Annotated in this window: 17 protein-coding genes and 1 pseudogene; 10 read left to right on the top strand and 8 right to left on the bottom strand. The window is 63.6% G+C overall.

Annotated elements, in window-relative coordinates; translation table 11 throughout:
* Positions 1-18: 18 nt before the first annotated feature.
* On the top strand, positions 19-786 hold the full coding sequence (locus FNJ84_RS03395; protein WP_143791529.1) for a calcium-binding protein: 768 nt from the start codon (positions 19-21) through the stop codon (positions 784-786).
* A gap of 405 nt (positions 787-1,191) precedes the next feature.
* Here the strand turns inward: FNJ84_RS03395 and FNJ84_RS03390 are convergent, their stop codons facing one another.
* The 3 genes from FNJ84_RS03390 to FNJ84_RS03380 all read right to left on the bottom strand — a co-directional run bounded on the left by FNJ84_RS03390 (position 1,192) and on the right by FNJ84_RS03380 (position 3,079).
* Complete coding sequence (locus FNJ84_RS03390) at positions 1,192-1,482, bottom strand: hypothetical protein (RefSeq protein WP_143791528.1); 291 nt, start codon at positions 1,480-1,482, stop codon at positions 1,192-1,194.
* Between the two features lie 89 nt (positions 1,483-1,571).
* Positions 1,572-1,970: a hypothetical protein gene (locus FNJ84_RS03385; RefSeq protein ID WP_143791527.1), complete on the bottom strand. Its 399-nt coding sequence runs from the start codon at positions 1,968-1,970 to the stop codon at positions 1,572-1,574.
* Between the two features lie 422 nt (positions 1,971-2,392).
* Complete coding sequence (locus tag FNJ84_RS03380) at positions 2,393-3,079, bottom strand: response regulator transcription factor (protein WP_143791526.1); 687 nt, start codon at positions 3,077-3,079, stop codon at positions 2,393-2,395.
* Positions 3,080-3,212: 133 nt separating this feature from the next.
* On the opposite strand from FNJ84_RS03380, the gene ribA reads away from it, so the two are divergent.
* Positions 3,213-4,271, top strand: a complete 1,059-nt coding sequence (gene ribA, locus FNJ84_RS03375; protein WP_143791525.1) for a GTP cyclohydrolase II — start codon at positions 3,213-3,215, stop codon at positions 4,269-4,271.
* Positions 4,268-4,770, top strand: a pseudogene (locus FNJ84_RS03370) (L,D-transpeptidase). The gene ribA and the pseudogene FNJ84_RS03370 overlap by 4 nt, the downstream one beginning before the upstream one ends.
* Positions 4,771-4,792: 22 nt before the next feature.
* Here FNJ84_RS03370 and FNJ84_RS03365 read toward each other — a convergent pair.
* Entirely contained in the window at positions 4,793-5,446 is a 654-nt protein-coding gene (locus FNJ84_RS03365) for a YggS family pyridoxal phosphate-dependent enzyme (protein ID WP_143791524.1), read from the bottom strand.
* A gap of 70 nt (positions 5,447-5,516) precedes the next feature.
* The gene (locus FNJ84_RS03360) at positions 5,517-6,545 is read right to left on the bottom strand and encodes a porin (RefSeq protein ID WP_143791523.1); all 1,029 of its coding nucleotides are present in this window, start codon (positions 6,543-6,545) and stop codon (positions 5,517-5,519) included.
* A 242-nt stretch (positions 6,546-6,787) separates the two neighbouring features.
* On the opposite strand from FNJ84_RS03360, the gene FNJ84_RS03355 reads away from it, so the two are divergent.
* The 7 genes from FNJ84_RS03355 to FNJ84_RS03325 all read left to right on the top strand — a co-directional run bounded on the left by FNJ84_RS03355 (position 6,788) and on the right by FNJ84_RS03325 (position 13,895).
* Positions 6,788-7,300 (top strand): DUF3576 domain-containing protein, encoded by a 513-nt coding sequence (locus tag FNJ84_RS03355; RefSeq protein WP_370454556.1) that lies wholly within the window; start codon positions 6,788-6,790, stop codon positions 7,298-7,300.
* 78 nt (positions 7,301-7,378) lie between these two features.
* Positions 7,379-9,919: a leucine--tRNA ligase gene (leuS, locus tag FNJ84_RS03350; protein WP_143791522.1), complete on the top strand. Its 2,541-nt coding sequence runs from the start codon at positions 7,379-7,381 to the stop codon at positions 9,917-9,919.
* Positions 9,906-10,415 carry an LPS assembly lipoprotein LptE gene (lptE, locus tag FNJ84_RS03345; protein ID WP_143791521.1) on the top strand — a complete coding sequence of 170 codons (510 nt, stop codon included), beginning with the start codon at positions 9,906-9,908 and terminating at the stop codon, positions 10,413-10,415. The genes leuS and lptE overlap by 14 nt, the downstream gene beginning before the upstream one ends.
* Positions 10,412-11,440 carry a DNA polymerase III subunit delta gene (holA, locus tag FNJ84_RS03340; protein WP_143791520.1) on the top strand — a complete coding sequence of 343 codons (1,029 nt, stop codon included), beginning with the start codon at positions 10,412-10,414 and terminating at the stop codon, positions 11,438-11,440. Before lptE ends, holA begins: the two co-directional genes overlap by 4 nt.
* Positions 11,441-11,448: 8 nt before the next feature.
* Positions 11,449-12,609: a TIGR03862 family flavoprotein gene (locus tag FNJ84_RS03335; RefSeq protein WP_143791866.1), complete on the top strand. Its 1,161-nt coding sequence runs from the start codon at positions 11,449-11,451 to the stop codon at positions 12,607-12,609.
* A 66-nt stretch (positions 12,610-12,675) separates the two neighbouring features.
* Complete coding sequence (locus tag FNJ84_RS03330) at positions 12,676-13,491, top strand: cyclase family protein (protein WP_143791519.1); 816 nt, start codon at positions 12,676-12,678, stop codon at positions 13,489-13,491.
* Entirely contained in the window at positions 13,491-13,895 is a 405-nt protein-coding gene (locus FNJ84_RS03325) for a carboxymuconolactone decarboxylase family protein (protein WP_143791518.1), read from the top strand. The genes FNJ84_RS03330 and FNJ84_RS03325 overlap by 1 nt, the downstream gene beginning before the upstream one ends.
* A gap of 4 nt (positions 13,896-13,899) precedes the next feature.
* Here FNJ84_RS03325 and FNJ84_RS03320 read toward each other — a convergent pair whose 3' ends face one another.
* From FNJ84_RS03320 to glpK, 3 genes are all read right to left on the bottom strand, one after another.
* On the bottom strand, positions 13,900-14,487 hold the full coding sequence (locus FNJ84_RS03320; RefSeq protein ID WP_143791517.1) for a glutathione S-transferase family protein: 588 nt from the start codon (positions 14,485-14,487) through the stop codon (positions 13,900-13,902).
* An 89-nt stretch (positions 14,488-14,576) separates the two neighbouring features.
* Positions 14,577-15,158 (bottom strand): lytic transglycosylase, encoded by a 582-nt coding sequence (locus FNJ84_RS03315; protein WP_143791516.1) that lies wholly within the window; start codon positions 15,156-15,158, stop codon positions 14,577-14,579.
* Between the two features lie 73 nt (positions 15,159-15,231).
* Positions 15,232-16,707, bottom strand: a complete 1,476-nt coding sequence (gene glpK / locus FNJ84_RS03310) for a glycerol kinase GlpK (RefSeq protein ID WP_143791515.1) — start codon at positions 16,705-16,707, stop codon at positions 15,232-15,234.
* Between the last annotated feature and the right edge of the window lie 44 nt (positions 16,708-16,751).

Genomic DNA, 16,751 nt, shown 5'->3' with positions numbered 1-16,751 from the left:
TTTCGAAGGGAATTTGCTATGTTGGAAGGCACGGACGTCCATTTGCGCATTCTTGTACCTGACATCAATACGCTGGCCGCACGGACCGCGCAGGTAGAGATCGACGATGACGCGATTGAATTCGACAATACCGCCTATTACGACCTGAATGGCGATCCCTATTATGTCGTGCCCGCGCAGCTGGATATTTCCGGCGCACGGATCAGCTATACGGTGATCGGCAATTCCGGCTGGTTCGCGGATGTGGATGATGAGACCGGCTTTAACGGCTATGCCATCACCCTTCTGGGGCTGCGGCAGGATCCGTCGATGCGGATCCATTCGATCAAGGTCATCGACGCCCTGAACACGCTGGAAATCCCTGCCCGGAACCTCAGCTTTACCAGCGATACGGTTCTGGTGAACGTGGACGGGCTGCCATATCAGACCGGTGAAGGCGTGGTTGGCATCATCGGTTTCCGCATCACCGGCACAGCCGTCGCCAATATCATCAAAGGCGATGAAGGCGATGATTTGCTGCTGGGGTTGGGCGGGCCGGACCGGCTGTCAGGGCTGGCCGGTGCCGATGTCATCCGCGGCGGTGTTGGGGCCGATCAACTGGCCGGTGGCCTTGGTGCCGATCAGCTTTGGGGTGGCATGGGTGGCGACCTTCTGGCGGGCGGTATGGGGCGCGACCTGTTGGCCGGCGGCGTCGGGCGCGACGTTCTGGATGGCGGGCTTGGTGCCGACCGGCTGATCGGCGGTTACGGTGCCGACGTATTCGTCTTCAGCGGCCGCTTTGGCTAGGACACGATCCAGGATTTCGACCCCGATGTCGCCGGCGAGCGGATCGACCTTCGCGATGTCGGCGCGATCACCGGGTTCAATGATCTGCGCAACAACCACCTGTCCGAGGTCAATGGCGACGTGCTGATCAATGCCGGCAATGGCAATGTCATTCGCCTTGTCGATGTCTCGATCGACGATCTGGCGGCCAACGACTTCCTGTTCTGATCGCGATCAAACGGTCCTGGCCGCCATGGGTGCAAAAATGACGAAGCCCCGGCGCAGGTCATGCGCGGGGCTTCAGAGAAAGAGGTGTGGCCGTATCCTCCGACCACTGGGCTTCAGGACAGAAACGTCCCGGCGCTGATGCGGTTCCAATGAATGCGGATCGGCATTGCCGCGCTGACAGGAACGTGAACCGTGCCGTCAGTGTCGCACTGGTGGCTCGGCGGTGCGGACCGGGATCGAATCTGCAGCGCTGCGGCGCAACAACCACCAGCCCAAAGCGCCAAGCGCGGCTGCAAGAGCCATGGGCACCAGCAAAATCGCAATCGCCCCGCTTGTGATGGCTTCTGCATAAAGCTGGCCAGTGGCCTGGTGACAGCCGGTGGTGTTCATGCCGCAGGCAAGCTCTAGCAGATAGAAAAAGGCAAGGAATGATCCGATCAGCAAGATCGGGGCGGCAATCAAAAGCAGGATACCAAAAAAACGTTGCATGCCGTCAGCGTGGCCCGGCGGAACGAGGCGCACAAGCCCAAACTGCCAACCACTATCGCGCGGCGGACAAGGGCCGCCGGATGCGGTGATCAGCGGACATGCCGCGCAGCTGCGACAGGCCGGTTGCGATCGGCCATTGCCGTCAGTCTTTCCGGCGTCGAGCAGATCAGCAGGTCTTCCCCCGGATGATCGGCGCGAAGCGACACGGTGCCAACCGGCATATCCTCGTCATCATAGATGATATAGCCGAAATCCATGCATCCCGGCCGCTCGGCTTGGATCTGCTCACGCCGGATCTGCAACACGCTCCAGCCCGCGGGCAGGTTCAGGTTGACCGCTTCCGTCCTGCCGCCAGGCAGACAGTCCACCATGATCGTGCCGGAAAACCCGGAGGTCACCGTCACTTTGGCCATGACGTCAGGGCCGGCGCAATCGACCGGCAGGACGAAGGCACCAAAACAGTCGGCGTTAAGCTCAAAGGTCGGCATGCCGGGCCTCTTTGACAGGATCGCAGCGCTTCTGCCGCAGGTTGTGCGATAATCCTGAAAGATAAGGCGGTGCGATCAGCCGGTAAAGGCAAATTTGGTCTGCATATTAATATTTAGCAATTGAACGAAGTGCGGTGGATTTTTTTTGCTATTGCTGCCGAAATATCGGGCAAAGGGCCGCATTGCCATTCATTCGCCAAATCAAAGAATTTCCGGGGCCTGCCAATTGCGTCTGATGTTTTCCTGTCAACGCTGCGGTGTTTTCTGGCATGGGATGAATGGCTTGGAAAAGATGGGGCCGAAGCCGGGGACGGCCGCCGATTTATGGCCATGGTGGCTGGCGGCAAGAGGATATGGCCCAAAGCCAGGCCCCGGCCCGGCGCATCAGGCCGGGCCGGGGCAGATCGAATGGTGCGACAGGGTCAGGCGACCAGGCGATAGCCGCCAGATTCGGTGACCAGCAGCCGGGCGTTGCTGGGATCCGGCTCGATCTTCTGGCGCAGGCGATAGATATGGGTTTCCAGCGTATGCGTGGTCACGCCCGCATTATAACCCCAGACCTCGTGCAGCAGAATATCGCGCGGCACCACGCCATCCTGTGCGCGATACAGGAATTTCAGGATGTTGGTTTCCTTCTCGGTCAGGCGGATCTTGCGATCCTTCTGGTCGATCAGCATCTTCATCGAGGGCTTGAACGTATAGGGCCCAAGCTGGAAGATTGCGTCCTCCGACTGTTCATGCGTGCGGAACTGCGCACGCAGACGGGCCAGCAGAACCGGGAATTTGAACGGCTTGGTGATATAGTCATTGGCGCCGCTATCCAGCCCGAGGATGGTGTCGGCATCGGTATCATGGCCGGTCAGCATCACGATGGGGCATTTGACGTTCTGCTTGCGCAGCTTCTTGCACAGCTCGCGCCCATCGGTATCGGGCAGGCCCACATCCAGGATCACCAGGTCGAAAATATTGCCCTTGGTGGCCTCGACAGCCTCGGCGCCGGTGCCGGCTTCCAGCACATCGAAATCATCGGTGGCGACCAGTTGCTCGGCCAGAGCTTCGCGCAGGTCCTCTTCGTCGTCGACCAGCAGGATCTTTTTCAGTCCAGGCATGCTTGCCTCCTTTGCCTCATTGGGTGATGGATGGGGCTGCATGCGCCGTCCGTCCAGCTTCATGTCGGAAATCTCACATGGAGTTGTCAGCAGAAGGCACTATGTTTCAGTTTGTTTCAGAATCCCGGACCCGATGAGCCTGATCCCGACCCTTGCCGAAACCATATCCCGCGCCCGCGCCGATCTGCGCATGGGCCTGCCGGTGCTGATCGGCACCCATCTGGCGGCGGCAGTCGAAACGCTGTCGCCGCCCCGGCTGGCAGCAATGTGTGCACTTGGGCCGGCGGTGCTGACCATTACCGAGCGTCGGGCCGAAACGCTGAAGGCGCGCGCCTATGACGCGGGGCTGGCGCGGGTGCAGGTGCCGGCCGATGCCGACCTGCGCTGGCTGCGCGCCATCGCGGATCCCTCGGGCGATCTGATGACGCCGCTGAAGGGGCCGCTGTTCACCGATCGCGGCGGCGATACCGGCCCGCATCTGGCGGCGCTGGCGCTGGTGAAATCGGCGCAGCTGCTGCCGGCGGTGCTGATGGTGCCGGCGTCGCCGCAACCGGGGCTGACGGCGCTGGACCCCGGCCCGATGATGGCCGAACTGTCGCGCGAAACGGCCCTGAACCCGGTTGCGGCGGCGCGGCTGCCCTTGCAGGCAGCCGAACGGTCAAAGCTGCATATCTTTCGCCCCGATGACGGCGGCGAGGAACATTACGTCGTCGAGATCGGCGATCCGCCGCGCGATCAGCCGGTGCTGGCGCGGCTGCACTCGGCCTGTTTTACCGGCGATGTCCTGGGCAGCCTGAAATGCGATTGCGGACCACAATTGCACGCGGCGCTGAACCTGATGGGGCAGCAGGGGGCAGGTGTGCTGCTCTATCTGAACCAGGAAGGCCGCGGCATCGGCCTGGCCAACAAGATGCGCGCCTATGCGCTGCAAAACCAGGGTTTCGACACGGTCGAGGCCAACCACCGGCTGGGATTCGAGGATGACGAGCGCGATTTCCGCATCGGTGCCGGATTGCTGCGCAAGCTGGGCTTTGACAAGGTGCGGCTGCTGACCAACAACCCGCGCAAAGTCGCCATGCTGGAAAGCCACGGCATCGGCTGCGTCCAGCGCGTGCCGCTGATCACCCCGCGCAACCGCTTCAATACCGACTATCTGGATGTGAAGGCCGAAAAGTCAGGGCATCTGCTGTGACCCCCGGCGATCTGGTGCTGACCCGGCAAGGCATTCGCTTTCACGGCCGGACCATTCCGTGCAGCATCGGCAAGACCGGCATCACCACCGCCAAACGCGAAGGCGATGGCGCCACGCCCGCAGGCCATCATCACATCACGGGTTTGTGGTATCGGCCGGACCGGCTGGTCAGCCGGCCCCCTGGGCACGCGCCATCGGCCCCGGCGACCTGTGGTGCGATGCGCCCGACCACGCGAATTACAACCACCATACCCGCGCCCCGCTGGCCGCCAGCCATGAACGCCTGCGCCGGGCCGATCCACTTTATGACCTGATCCTGACAACCGACTGGAACTGGCCCGATGCAGAACCGGGCCGGGGCAGCGCAATCTTTCTGCACCAATGGCGTCGCCCGCATTTCGGAACCGAGGGCTGCATCGCCTTTGCCCGCCGCGACCTGATCTGGATCGCCGCCCGCGCCACGCCGGGCACCAGGCTGATCGTGCCTTCTTTCTCGTGAAAATACCCGAAAAAGCCCGGCCTCAGCCGTAATCCCGCGCCCCGAAAATGGCCGACCCGACCCGCACATGGGTCGCACCTTCTGCAATCGCCGATTCGAAGTCGGCACTCATCCCCATGGACAGCAACGGCAGCCCGTTATCCCCTGCCAGCTGCCGCAGCAGGCGGAAATGCGGCACCGGATCCTGATCCTCGGGGGGGATGCACATCAAGCCTTCGGGCGACAGGCCGAGATCACGGCACGCCGCCAGAAAACCTGGTAATTCATCGGCCAGGATCCCGGCCTTTTGCGGCTCGTCCCCGGTATTCACCTGAATGAACAGCTGCGGAAGTGTATCACCCTCGGCCGCGCGCGCGGCCAGCTTCTTGGCCAGCGACATCCGATCCAGCGTGTGAATAGCGTCGAACAGCTCGATCGCGGCCCTGGCCTTGTTCGATTGCAGCGGCCCGATCATATGGACCTGCACATCCGGAAAGACAGCGCGCCAGCCCGGCCATTTTTCCTGTGTTTCCTGCACATAATTCTCGCCAAAGACACGCTGGCCTGCGTCCAGAACAGCCTGCACGCGTTGGGCAGGCTGCACCTTGCTGACGGCAATCAGCGTGACGTCGGCGGGGTCTCGGCCAGCACGGTTGGCGGCGGCGACAATGCGCGCCCGTATTTGTTCCAGTTCCATGATGCGACCATCCAAAAAGAAAAGAGCGGGCGCAAGGCCCGCTCTTTCCATACTTCGGTTCTGACAAGGATCAGAACGTGAAGCGGATGCCCATGTCGGCAACAGTGTCGTCGTTGTAGTCGCTGTCGATGATACCGCCAGCCAGGGTGGCGCCGCCGCCCAGGTCGTAGCTGGCACCGATACCGAAGCTGTCGTACTCTTCGTCCAGATCAGCGCCCGAGGCGATGTCGGTCAGAGTGTACTCGTCACGACGCCAGAAGCCCTGGATGCCAACACCGTTCGACATGTCGTACTTGGCGGCCAGACCGTAGGTGCGCTCCCACTCGACGGCGGTGACGCCGTCCGAGTCGACCGCGTCGCTCAGGTCCTGGTAGATACCTTTAACGGTGAATTCGTTGAAGGTAGCTTCGCCGCTCAGCACGATCTCGCTGACGGTGCCGTTATCCGAGTAGCCCAGACCCAGCTTGTAGCCGTTCAGGTCATAGCCAACGGCGACCGAGTAGGCAGCGTCGCTGTCTTCGCCATCAAAGCAGCTCACCGACTCGAGGACGCCGTCGCCATCAGTGTCAACCATGCTGCCGCCGCCTGCAACAGCACCGGTGCAAACGTTGGTCGAACCATCGCTCATCGACGCGGCGATGTTGAAGCCGTTGATGCTGTATTCATACAGAACGTTAGCGCCCTGATCCAGGTTCACACCGTCGCCGGTGATGTAGTTGATTTCTTCGATGTCGTTACCGAAAGCGCCCAGGGTATAGCCGATTTCGTACAGGTCGCCGTTGATGGCTTCAGCAGCCGAAACGACGTCGCCCATGCTCAGCTTGCCATAGGTGCCCGAAACGTAGACCGAACCGGCGGTCCCGCTGGAGGCCAGGCCGCCACCGGCGTTTTCGTGGTCAACGCGGAACGAACCGCCGAACGACAGGCCAGCGTCCGATTCGCCCGTCAGGGTGAATTTCACACGAGCGCGGCTCGCGAACTGCATGTCGTTGCCGTCATAAACGAAACCCATGCGGCCGTCGCCCGAAACGCTGACTTCAGCAGCGGCGAAACCAGCCGACAGAACCAGCGCGGTGGTCGCGAAAAGAACCTTTTTCATGGTTTTGATCCCTCTTGTCTCTCTCATGCCCAAATCGGATCGCCCGCCTTGGGGATGCAACTGTCATCCTTCTTTCGGTCCGCGGATGCAACGGAATCGCCTGCCTGCTCAATTCTTTGCTCTTTTCTGTGATGCACATGCGCCACAGTCGGGTTGCGGGGCCTGTATTTGCCCATCGGGCCAAGACGCTTGTGGCCGCAGGCCGTTCCGGGCTAAAGCTGCGGCAAGCAGGGAAAACCCAGATGACGGGGGACAGCAAGATGATCGCACGCGCCGCGCGCCTGACATTCGCCATGACGCTTTGTGCCGGGCTTGCCGCCTGCGGCGCCGACTCGTTGCGCCTTGGGGGCGGCGGGAATCAGGATACCGGACCGTCGCGGCTGGAAGGTGATTCCCCTGAACGGGCGGAATCGACGCTTTGGGATCTGTTCGGCAATAACGAGAACCCGAACCACACCGTCGCGGTGAACAAGTATCTGTGGAATGCCAGCCTTGATGTGCTGAACTTCCTGCCGGTGCAATCGGTCGATCCTTATACCGGGGTGATCGTCACCGGCTATGGCACGCCGCCCGGCGGTGGCCGTTCCTATCGCGCGACGATCAAGATCAGCGATCCCGCACTGGATGCGCGCAGCCTGAAGCTTGCCCTGCAAGGCGCCGGCGGCTCGGCGGTCGAGCCGGGCACCGTCCGCGCGGTCGAAGACGCGATCCTGACCCGCGCGCGGCAGCTGCGCATTCAGGACGGCAAGCTGTAAGGCGCCGCGCGCGCCACTGGACCTGACAAACGCGGACGTATAAACCCGGCGGGCAATCCAAAGGCCCGAGGACGTCCCATGCCCTATGATCCCGCTTCAAGCGAACCGCTCTGGCGCAAAGCCTGGGAAGATGCGGGCACCTTCCTGGCCGTGCGCGACGAGCGGCCCAAATATTACGTCCTTGAGATGTTCCCCTATCCCTCGGGGCGCATCCATATGGGCCATGTCCGCAACTATACGATGGGTGACGTGGTGGCGCGGTTCAAACGCGCGCAAGGCTTCAGCGTGCTGCATCCGATGGGCTGGGACGCCTTTGGTATGCCCGCCGAAAACGCCGCGATGGAGCAGGGCGGCCATCCGCGCGACTGGACCTATGCCAATATCGCGACGATGAAGGATCAGTTGAAGCCGCTTGGCCTGTCGATCGACTGGACCCGCGAATTCGCCACCTGCGACGACGATTATGTCGCCCAGCAGCAGGCGCTGTTTCTGGATTTCCTCGAAGCCGGGCTGATCACCCGCAAATCGGCCCAGGTGAACTGGGACCCGGTCGACATGACCGTGCTGGCCAATGAACAGGTGATCGACGGCAAGGGTTGGCGTTCCGGCGCGGCGGTCGAGCGCAAGGAACTGACGCAATGGTTCTTCCGCATCTCGGATTACTCCGAGGAACTGCTGGAGGCGCTGGATAACCTCAACGGCTGGCCCGACAAGGTGCGGCTGATGCAGGCCAACTGGATCGGCAAGTCGCGCGGGCTGCAATTCCGCTTTGAAACGGTGGACGCCCCCGAGGGTTTCGACCGGATCGAGGTCTATACCACCCGCCCCGACACCCTGCTGGGCGCCTCCTTCGTGGCGCTGTCGCCCGATCACCCGCTGGTCAAGCATCTGGCGGCTTCGGACCCGAAGGTCGAGGCCTTTACCGAGGAATGCCGCCGCATCGGCACCACCGAGGAGGCGATCGAGACCGCGCCCAAGATGGGCTATGACACCGGGCTGACCGTGCGCCACCCGCTGGACCCAGATTGGCATCTGCCGATCTGGATCGCGAATTTCGTACTGATGGATTACGGCACCGGCGCGATCTTCGGCTCGCCCGGCCATGACGAACGCGACCACGAGTTTGCCACGAAATACGGGCTGGCCATCCCCGCCACCTTCGGCGAACGCGGCATGAGCCTCGATCAGGCCGATGCGCTGGTGGCCAAGGCCGCCTATACCCCGCTGAAATCCGACACCGTCACCTATGTGCGCGGCTTCGCGGGCGAGGCCGATCAGACCGGCGATGCCGCCGTCACCGCCGCCATTGCCGTGGCCGAGGCGCAGGGCTGGGGCGAGGGCGTCACAAAATTCCGCCTGCGCGACTGGGGCATCTCGCGCCAGCGCTATTGGGGCTGCCCGATCCCGGTCGTGCATTGCGAAAAATGCGGCACCGTGCCCGAGGCCAAAGCCAACCTGCCCGTCCTTCTGCCGCTGGATGTCAGCTTTGACGTGCCCGGCAACCCGCTGGATCGGCACCCGACATGGCGCCAGGCGACCTGCCCGGTCTGCGGCGGTCCGGCCACCCGCGAAACCGACACGATGGACACGTTCGTGGACAGTTCGTGGTATTACGCCCGCTTCACCGCGCCCCATGCGGCCACGCCGACCGTCCGCGCGGATGCCGATTACTGGATGAACGTCGACCAGTATATCGGCGGGATCGAGCATGCGATTCTGCACCTTCTCTATTCCCGCTTCTTCGCCCGCGCGATGGTGAAAACCGGGCATCTGCCCGAAGCCGCGAAAGAGCCCTTCGATGCGCTGTTCACGCAGGGCATGGTCACGCATGAAATCTACATGACCCGCGACGACAAGGGCCGCCCGGTCTATCACCTGCCCGAGGATGTGACGGACGGCAAACTGGCAGATGGCACCCCGGTCGAAATCATCCCCTCGGCCAAGATGTCCAAGTCGAAAAAGAACGTCGTCGACCCGGTGAACATCGTCGCCAATTTCGGCGCTGATACCGCCCGCTGGTTCATGCTTTCCGACAGCCCGCCCGAGCGTGACGTGGAATGGACCGCCGCCGGCGCCGAGGCCGCCAACAAGTTCCTCGCCCGCGTCTGGCGCCTGGCCGACGAGGCACCGGCGGATGGCATCGACGATCCCGACCTGACCCGCGCCGCCCATCGCGCCATCGCCGACGTGACCAAGGCGATCGAGGGCTTTGCCTTCAACAAGGCCGTGGCGAAACTCTATGAACTGGCCAATGCGACGGCCAAATCCAGCGCCGGCGGCGAATCGCGCCGCGCGGTCCTGCGGATCATGGCACAGCTTCTGGCCCCGATGGTCCCGCATCTGGCCGAGGATGTCTGGGCCATGGCCGGCGGTAAGGGCATGGTCGTGGATGCCCCCTGGCCCAAGGCTGATCCGGCCATGCTGGAAGATGACAGCGTCACCCTGCCCATTCAGATCAACGGCAAGCGCCGGGCGGAAATCACCGTGCCCAAGGACATGCCCAAGGATCAGATCGAGGCCATGGTCATGGCTGATGAAATCGTGCAACGCTTCCTTGAAGGGGCGACCCCGAAAAAGCTGATCGTGGTGCCGGGGCGGATCGTCAATGTGGTTGCCTGAGGTTCTTTCTCGTCCAAATACCCAATCCCGGCTGCCCCGCCGGGCGCTGCTGGCAGCCGTTCTGGCGCTGGCCGCCTGCGGCTTGCAGCCGGTTTACGGGCCAGGCGGGGCGGCTTCAAAACTGTTCGGTCAGGTCCGCCCGGTCGATCCCGACACGCCGGATGCTTTCATCTTCAACCACCGCATCGCTGAACGGCTTGGGCCAGAGGGCGAAGCTTATGCGCTGGACTATACGCTGCGCATCGGTGCGGTGGCCCAGGGTGTCACCCCGGATGAGATCACCACGCGCTATTCGCTGAACGGCAGCGCCGATTTCCGGTTGACCGACAATGCCACCGGCGCGACCGTGACGCAGGGACAGGTCAGCACCTTCACTTCATATTCGACCACCGGCACGACCGTCGCCACCCTCACCGCCGAATATGACGCGCGGCAGAGGCTGGCGCGGATGCTGGCCGATCAGGTCGTGACGCGACTTCTGGCGGCAGCACCTTGATCCTAAAGGGCGGCGAGATCGCGCGCTATCTGGCACAGCCCGATCCCACGCGCGCAGGCCTGCTGATCTATGGTCAGGACGCCATGCGGGTCTCGTTGAAGCGGGCCGAGGCGGTGGCGGCGCTGACCGGGCCTCATGCCGATGAGGAAATGCGCCTGACCCGCATGGCGGGCGGTGATCTGCGCAAGGATCCTGCGCAATTGCTGGATGCCATCAAAGAGGTCGGCTTCTTTCCCGGTCAGCGGGTGGTGCTGGTCGAGGATACGCCCGACAGCGCCGCCGATGCGGTCAGGACGGCTGTGGGCGAATGGCAGACCGGCGATGCCGTGATCGTCGTGACGGCGGGCGGGCTGGCCAAGTCATCGGTGCTGCGCAAGTTTTTCGAGGGGCATGCCACCGCCGTCACCGCGCCGATCTATGACGATCCGCCGGGCGAGGACGAGATTGCGAAATGGCTGGCCGATGCCGGCCTGCGCGAGGTGCCGCGCGATGCGATGGGCGACATGATGGCCCTGGCCCGTGCGCTGGACCCCGGCGATCTGCGCCAGACCATCGAGAAGATCGGCCTTTACAAGCATGGCGATTCGTCCCCGCTGGCGCCTGCCGAGATCGCGCTGATGGCGCCCGCCAGCATCGAGGCCGATCTGGACGACCTGATCCATGCCGTCGCTGAAGGGAAACCCGGTCAGTTCGGCCCGCTGATGCGCCGGATCGAGGCGCAAGGGACGAATCCCGTCACGCTGTGCATCACCGCGCTGCGCCATTTCCGCGCGCTGCATGCTGCCTCTGCCGATCCGGGTGGGCCGGTGGCAGGGCTGATGCGCCAGCGCCCTCCGGTCTTTGGCCCGCGCCGCGACCGCATGGCGCGGCAGGCGCAAAGCTGGGGCATGCGCCCGCTGGAAGAGGCGGTGCATCACCTGCTGGAGACCGACCTGACGCTGCGATCCAGCAGCCGCGCGCCGCAGATGCCGCTGATCGAGCGCGCGCTGATCCGGTTGGCGATGATGCCACGGGGCCGCAGGTGAGCGAAATCTTGGACGCGCTGGTCATCGGCGCGGGGCCAGCCGGTCTGATGGCGGCCGAACAACTGGCCGCGCCGGGGCGTCGGGTGGTTGTGGCCGAGGCCATGCCGACGCCGGCGCGAAAATTCCTGATGGCGGGCAAGTCGGGTCTGAACCTGACGAAAGACGAGCCGTTCGAGGCATTTGCAGCGCGGGTCAGTGGGTATTTGGACGAGAAAGAAACCGGGTTTGGCCCTGCCGAGGTGCTGGCATGGGCGCGTGGTCTGGGGGTCGAGCTGTTCACGGGCTCGACCGGACGGGTGTTTCCTGTGGGCATGAAGGCTTCGCCGATGCTGCGGGCATGGCTGGGGCGGCTGGCCGGCGCCGGGATCGAGTTGCGGACAGGTTGGCGCTGGTCGGGTTTCGACGATGGTTTCCGCTTTCAGGCGCCGCATGGCGTGCAGGTCCTGCGGCCAAAGGTGGCGGTGCTGGCGCTTGGTGGGGCAAGCTGGCCCAGGCTGGGGTCGGACGCGGGATGGGTGCCATGGATACGCGATGCGGGTGTCGAGGTCGCGCCGTTCCGACCGGCGAATATGGGGTTTCGGGTCGATTGGTCTCAGCCGATGCAGCAATATTACGGTGCGGCGGTGAAGGGTGTGGCGATCCGGGCCGGCGGTCAGGACAGCCGGGGCGAATGGGTGATCTCGCAAGGCGGGATCGAGGGTGGCGGGGTCTATGAACTGTCGGCGATCATTCGCGATGGTGCGCCAGCCGTGCTGGATTTGGCGCCCGATCTGGGGATCGAGACGCTGGCAGGGCGGATGTCGCGGCCAAGGGGCAAGTTGTCGGTGGGCAACTGGCTGCGCCGGGTGCTTGGCGATTCCGTAAAGGTCGCATTGTTGTTGGAATGGGGGCGTCCCCTGCCCGAAACACCTGACGAATTGGCGCGGTTGTGCAAGGCTTTGCCGATGCGGTTGCAGGGGCCGATGCCGTTGGATCGTGCGATTTCCTCGGCTGGCGGGATCATGGCGGCCGCGTTGGATGCGGATTTGCAGTTGCATGCCTTGCCCGGCGTTTTCGCGGCTGGCGAGATGCTGGACTGGGAGGCCCCGACCGGTGGTTATCTTCTGACCACCTGCCTTGCGACCGGGCGTCGCGCCGGGCGGGCGGCAGCGCGGCTGCTGGTGACCTGAGAAAGCCCTTGCGTGGGGCAGGGGGCATGGCATCCTTTACCCTGGACCAGCCAAGGAGATGCCCGAATGTGTCATGCTTGCGTCATTGATTCCGTAAAGAGATCCATGCTGAGCCGGCGGCAGCTGTTCTCTGGCGCTGCCGCCGCCGGAACCGCCGCCATCGCGGCCGGCGCCCTTGCAGCGCGACCTGCGCTTGCGCAATCAGGTGGCAGGGTCGTCGACCTGACCCATGTGCTTGACGAGAATTTCCCGACCTTCGACGGCGTGCCCGGCATTGCCTATGAAGAGGCCGTGAATTTCGACACGTCGGGCTATCAGCTGTGGAAGCTGACGATATTCGAACATTCCGGTACTCATATCGACGCACCGCTGCATTTTTCGCGCGATGGTCTTAGCGTCGCGGAACTGGCGCCCGAGACGCTGATCTGCCCGCTTTGCGTGATCGACATCAGCGCCAAGGCGGCCGAGGATGCCAATGCCATGCTTGATGCCGCCGATATCGAGGCCTGGGTTTCGGCCAATGGTGCCATTCCGTCTGGGGCCTGTGTGGCGATGCATTCGGGCTGGGCCGCGAAGGTCGGCGATACCGGTTTCCGCACAGCGCCCGATGGCAGTTTTGCCTTTCCGGGTTTTGCGACCTCGGCCACGGATATGCTGGCGGAACTGGGCGTGGCGGCGATCGCGGTTGACACGCTGTCGCTGGATCCCGGAAATTCCCCGGATTTCGCCGTGCATAATTCGTGGCTGCCGGGCGGGCGATACGGGATCGAGGCGCTGGCCAATCTGGATCAGTTGCCTGCCACCGGCGCGACCCTGTTCGTGGGTGCGCCCAAACATGCGCGGGGCACCGGCGGGCCGGCGCGGGTCATGGCGGTGATTTGATGGCCACCGTCCCGCTTTTGTCCGATGAGCAGGCGCCCAAGGAAAGCCGGGCCGTTTTCGATGCGATCCGCGAGGCGCGCGGCACCGACTATATCAACAATTTCTGGCGGGCATTGGCCCATGATCCGGCATTGCTGTCCGCAACATGGGGGCGGCTTCAGCAGGTGATGGCGCCAGGCGCCCTGGACCCGCTGGTGAAGGAACTGGTCTATCTGGCGGTGTCGACGGCGAATGGCTGTGCATATTGCGTGCATTCGCACACTGCCGCCGCCCGCGCCAAGGGCATGACCGATCAGCAGCATGCCGAGTTGTTGGCGGTCATCGCCATGGCCAGCCAGACCAATGCGCTGGCCACCGCCCTTGGGGTGCCGGTCGATGGCAGGTTTCAGGCCGAGGCCGGATGAGCGGCTATCGCGCCGCCGCCCTCTGAAAGGCAGGGCGGGCGCGCATGCGGTCCAGATAGTCGGACAGCCGCGCCTCGACGATGGGAAAGCGGGCGACCAGCGCCCAGGTCAGGCAATGGGTCAGGATGATGTCGGGAACGGTCATCTGTTCGCCCATCAGAAAATCGCCCTCGCCCATGCGATGCATCAGGGTTTTCTGGCTGCGCTCGAATTCCCATCGCAGGGTGTTCTTGATGGCCGACATGCGCAGTTCTTCCGGCAGGATGAAACTGTGGCGGGCGGCCATCCAAAGGGCCGCGTCGAATTCGTCCAGGATCAGCTGGGTCAGACTGTCCTGCCGGGCACGCTCGATGCTGCCGGCAGGGTGGGTCATCGCGCCGTGATGATCGGCCAGAAAGGTCAGGATCGCGGTCGAATCGGTGATCGGCGTGCCATCGGCCACCAGAACCGGAACCTTGCCGGCGGGGTTGAACTCGACCACGCCGTCGCTTTGTGGATTGGCCGGGACGTGCTGATACTCGGCCCCCAACTCTTCCAGCATCCACAGCACGCGCAGGGTGCGGCTGTTGACGGTGCCGATGACGGTATACATCGCTTCTCCGAGGCTGGCTGCGGGCTGACCTCCATCAGGCCGCAGCGCGCGGCCGGCGTCAACAGGTCAAATGTTGCCGGTGGCCCGTCCTAACGACGGCCGCAGGATGCCAGCTGTGCGCGATACATCTGGGCGCGCTGGCCGACCTGGTTCGACACCCGCACCAGCCAGCTTTTGCCAAGATAGGATTGCCGCGCAAAGCCCGACCGCCCCTCGTGATAGGCCAGATATTGCGAGGTCGCATCCTGCTTCGAGATACCCAGCCTTTGTGTAGATCCATGCATGTACCAGCCCATGAAATCCGTCGCATCGCGGATATCATCCCGTTTTGCGCGGCGATTGCCGGTTTCGCGCTGATATTCCTCCCAGGTGCCGTCCAGCGCCTGGCTGTAACCATAGGCCGAGGATTGCCGGCCGATGGGAATGACACCAAGGGCATATTGATGCGGCGTCCGCGCATCGCCGATGAACTTCGATTCCTGATGAATCGAGGCCATCTGGACATAGACCGGCACGCCCCATTTTCGTTCCGCCGCCTTCATGGCGCGGAAATAGGCCGGCCGCTCGGCCGCGATGGCGCAGGCATTGTCCAGATTGCGCGGTGCCTTATAGCTGCCCCCACCGCAAGAGGCCACCAGCCCGACGATGGCCAGTTTCAAAAGCCAGTTCATATCGCTCGCCCCACATTTTATCTTTTTCCGATGATCATACGGAAAATCACGGCGAGGTGAAATCACGAATGGATCAGACGCTGATCACCGCCTGAACCGCGCGATTCCAGGCGGCATAGCGCGCATCGCGGGTGGCGCTGTCCATCTGCGGCTCGAACCGGCGGTCCAGTCGCCAGGCGCGGGCATATTCATCCGGCCCCGGACACAGCCCGGCGCGATAACCCGCCAGCCAGGCGGCGCCCTGGGCGGTGGTTTCGGTGTTCACCGGCCGATCCACCGGCGCGCCGAGGATGTCGGCCAGAAACTGCATCGCCGGTTCGCTGGCTGTCATGCCGCCATCGACACGCAGGACGGCATCGTCCGCGCCGGGCCAGTCGGCCAGCATTGCCTGCCACAGGTCGCGGGTCTGAAAGCCCACACTTTCCAGCGCGGCGCGGGCGAATTCGGCCGGGCCGGTATTGCGCGTCAGCCCAAAGATGGCGCCGCGCGCATTCGGGTTCCAATGCGGTGCCCCAAGGCCGGTAAAGGCGGGGACCATGATGATTTGTTGGCTTTCGTCGGCCTTGGCCGACAGGGGGCCGGTCTCGCTGGCCTCGCGGATCAGCTTCAACCCGTCGCGCAGCCATTGCACCACCGCGCCGGCAATGAAGATGCTGCCTTCCAGCGCATAGGTCGGCTTGCCGTCCAGCTGATAGGCAATCGTGGTCAGCAGCCGGTTATCCGAGGTGACGGCCTCGGTGCCTGTGTTCAACAGCGCGAAACAGCCCGTGCCATAGGTCGATTTCATCATGCCGGGCTGGAAACAGGCCTGCCCCACGGTCGCAGCCTGCTGGTCGCCGGCCACGCCCAGGATCGGAATCTCGCGGCCGAACAGATCGGCGCGGGTCACACCGAACTCGGCGGCGCTGTCGCGAACCTCGGGCAGGATCGACATGGGCACGCCAAACAGGCGACACATATCCTCGGACCATTGGCCCTTGCGGATGTCATACAGCATTGTCCGCGCCGCATTGGTCGCATCGGTCACATGACTGCGGCCATCGGTCAGCTTCCAGATCAGAAAGCTGTCAACAGTGCCGAACGCCAGATCGCCCTTTTCGGCCCGCAGCCTTGCGCCTTCGACATGATCCAGGATCCAGCTGATCTTGGTGGCGCTGAAATAGGGATCCAGCAGCAACCCCGTCGCTGCGGTGACGGCGGGCTCGTTCCCCTCGTCCTTCAGCCTCGCACACAGATCAGAGGTGCGTCGGTCCTGCCAGACGATCGCGTTGTGAATGGGCTGGCCGGTCCTGCGATCCCAGATCAGCGTCGTTTCCCGCTGATTGGTGATGCCGATCGCGTCGATGCGCGGGTTGCCCGCCTTCTCGATGGCGCCCCGTGCGGTGGCTGCGGTGGTGGTCCAGATGTCATCGGGATCGTGTTCGACCCAGCCCGATTGCGGGAAATGCTGCGGAAATTCCTGCTGCGCGGTCGCCGCCACCTGTAGCTCTGCAGAAAAGACCAGCGCCCGCGACGAGGTCGTGCCCTGATCTATGGCCAGAATCGTCATCGCATTCCTCTTTGTCAGGCTTTCTTCTTCATCAAAATATCCCC

The sequence above is a fragment of the Paracoccus sp. M683 genome (assembly GCF_007096355.1).
In the GTDB taxonomy this organism is placed as follows: Bacteria; Pseudomonadota; Alphaproteobacteria; order Rhodobacterales; family Rhodobacteraceae; genus Paracoccus.
This window is presented reverse-complemented; position numbering and strand designations above follow the sequence as displayed.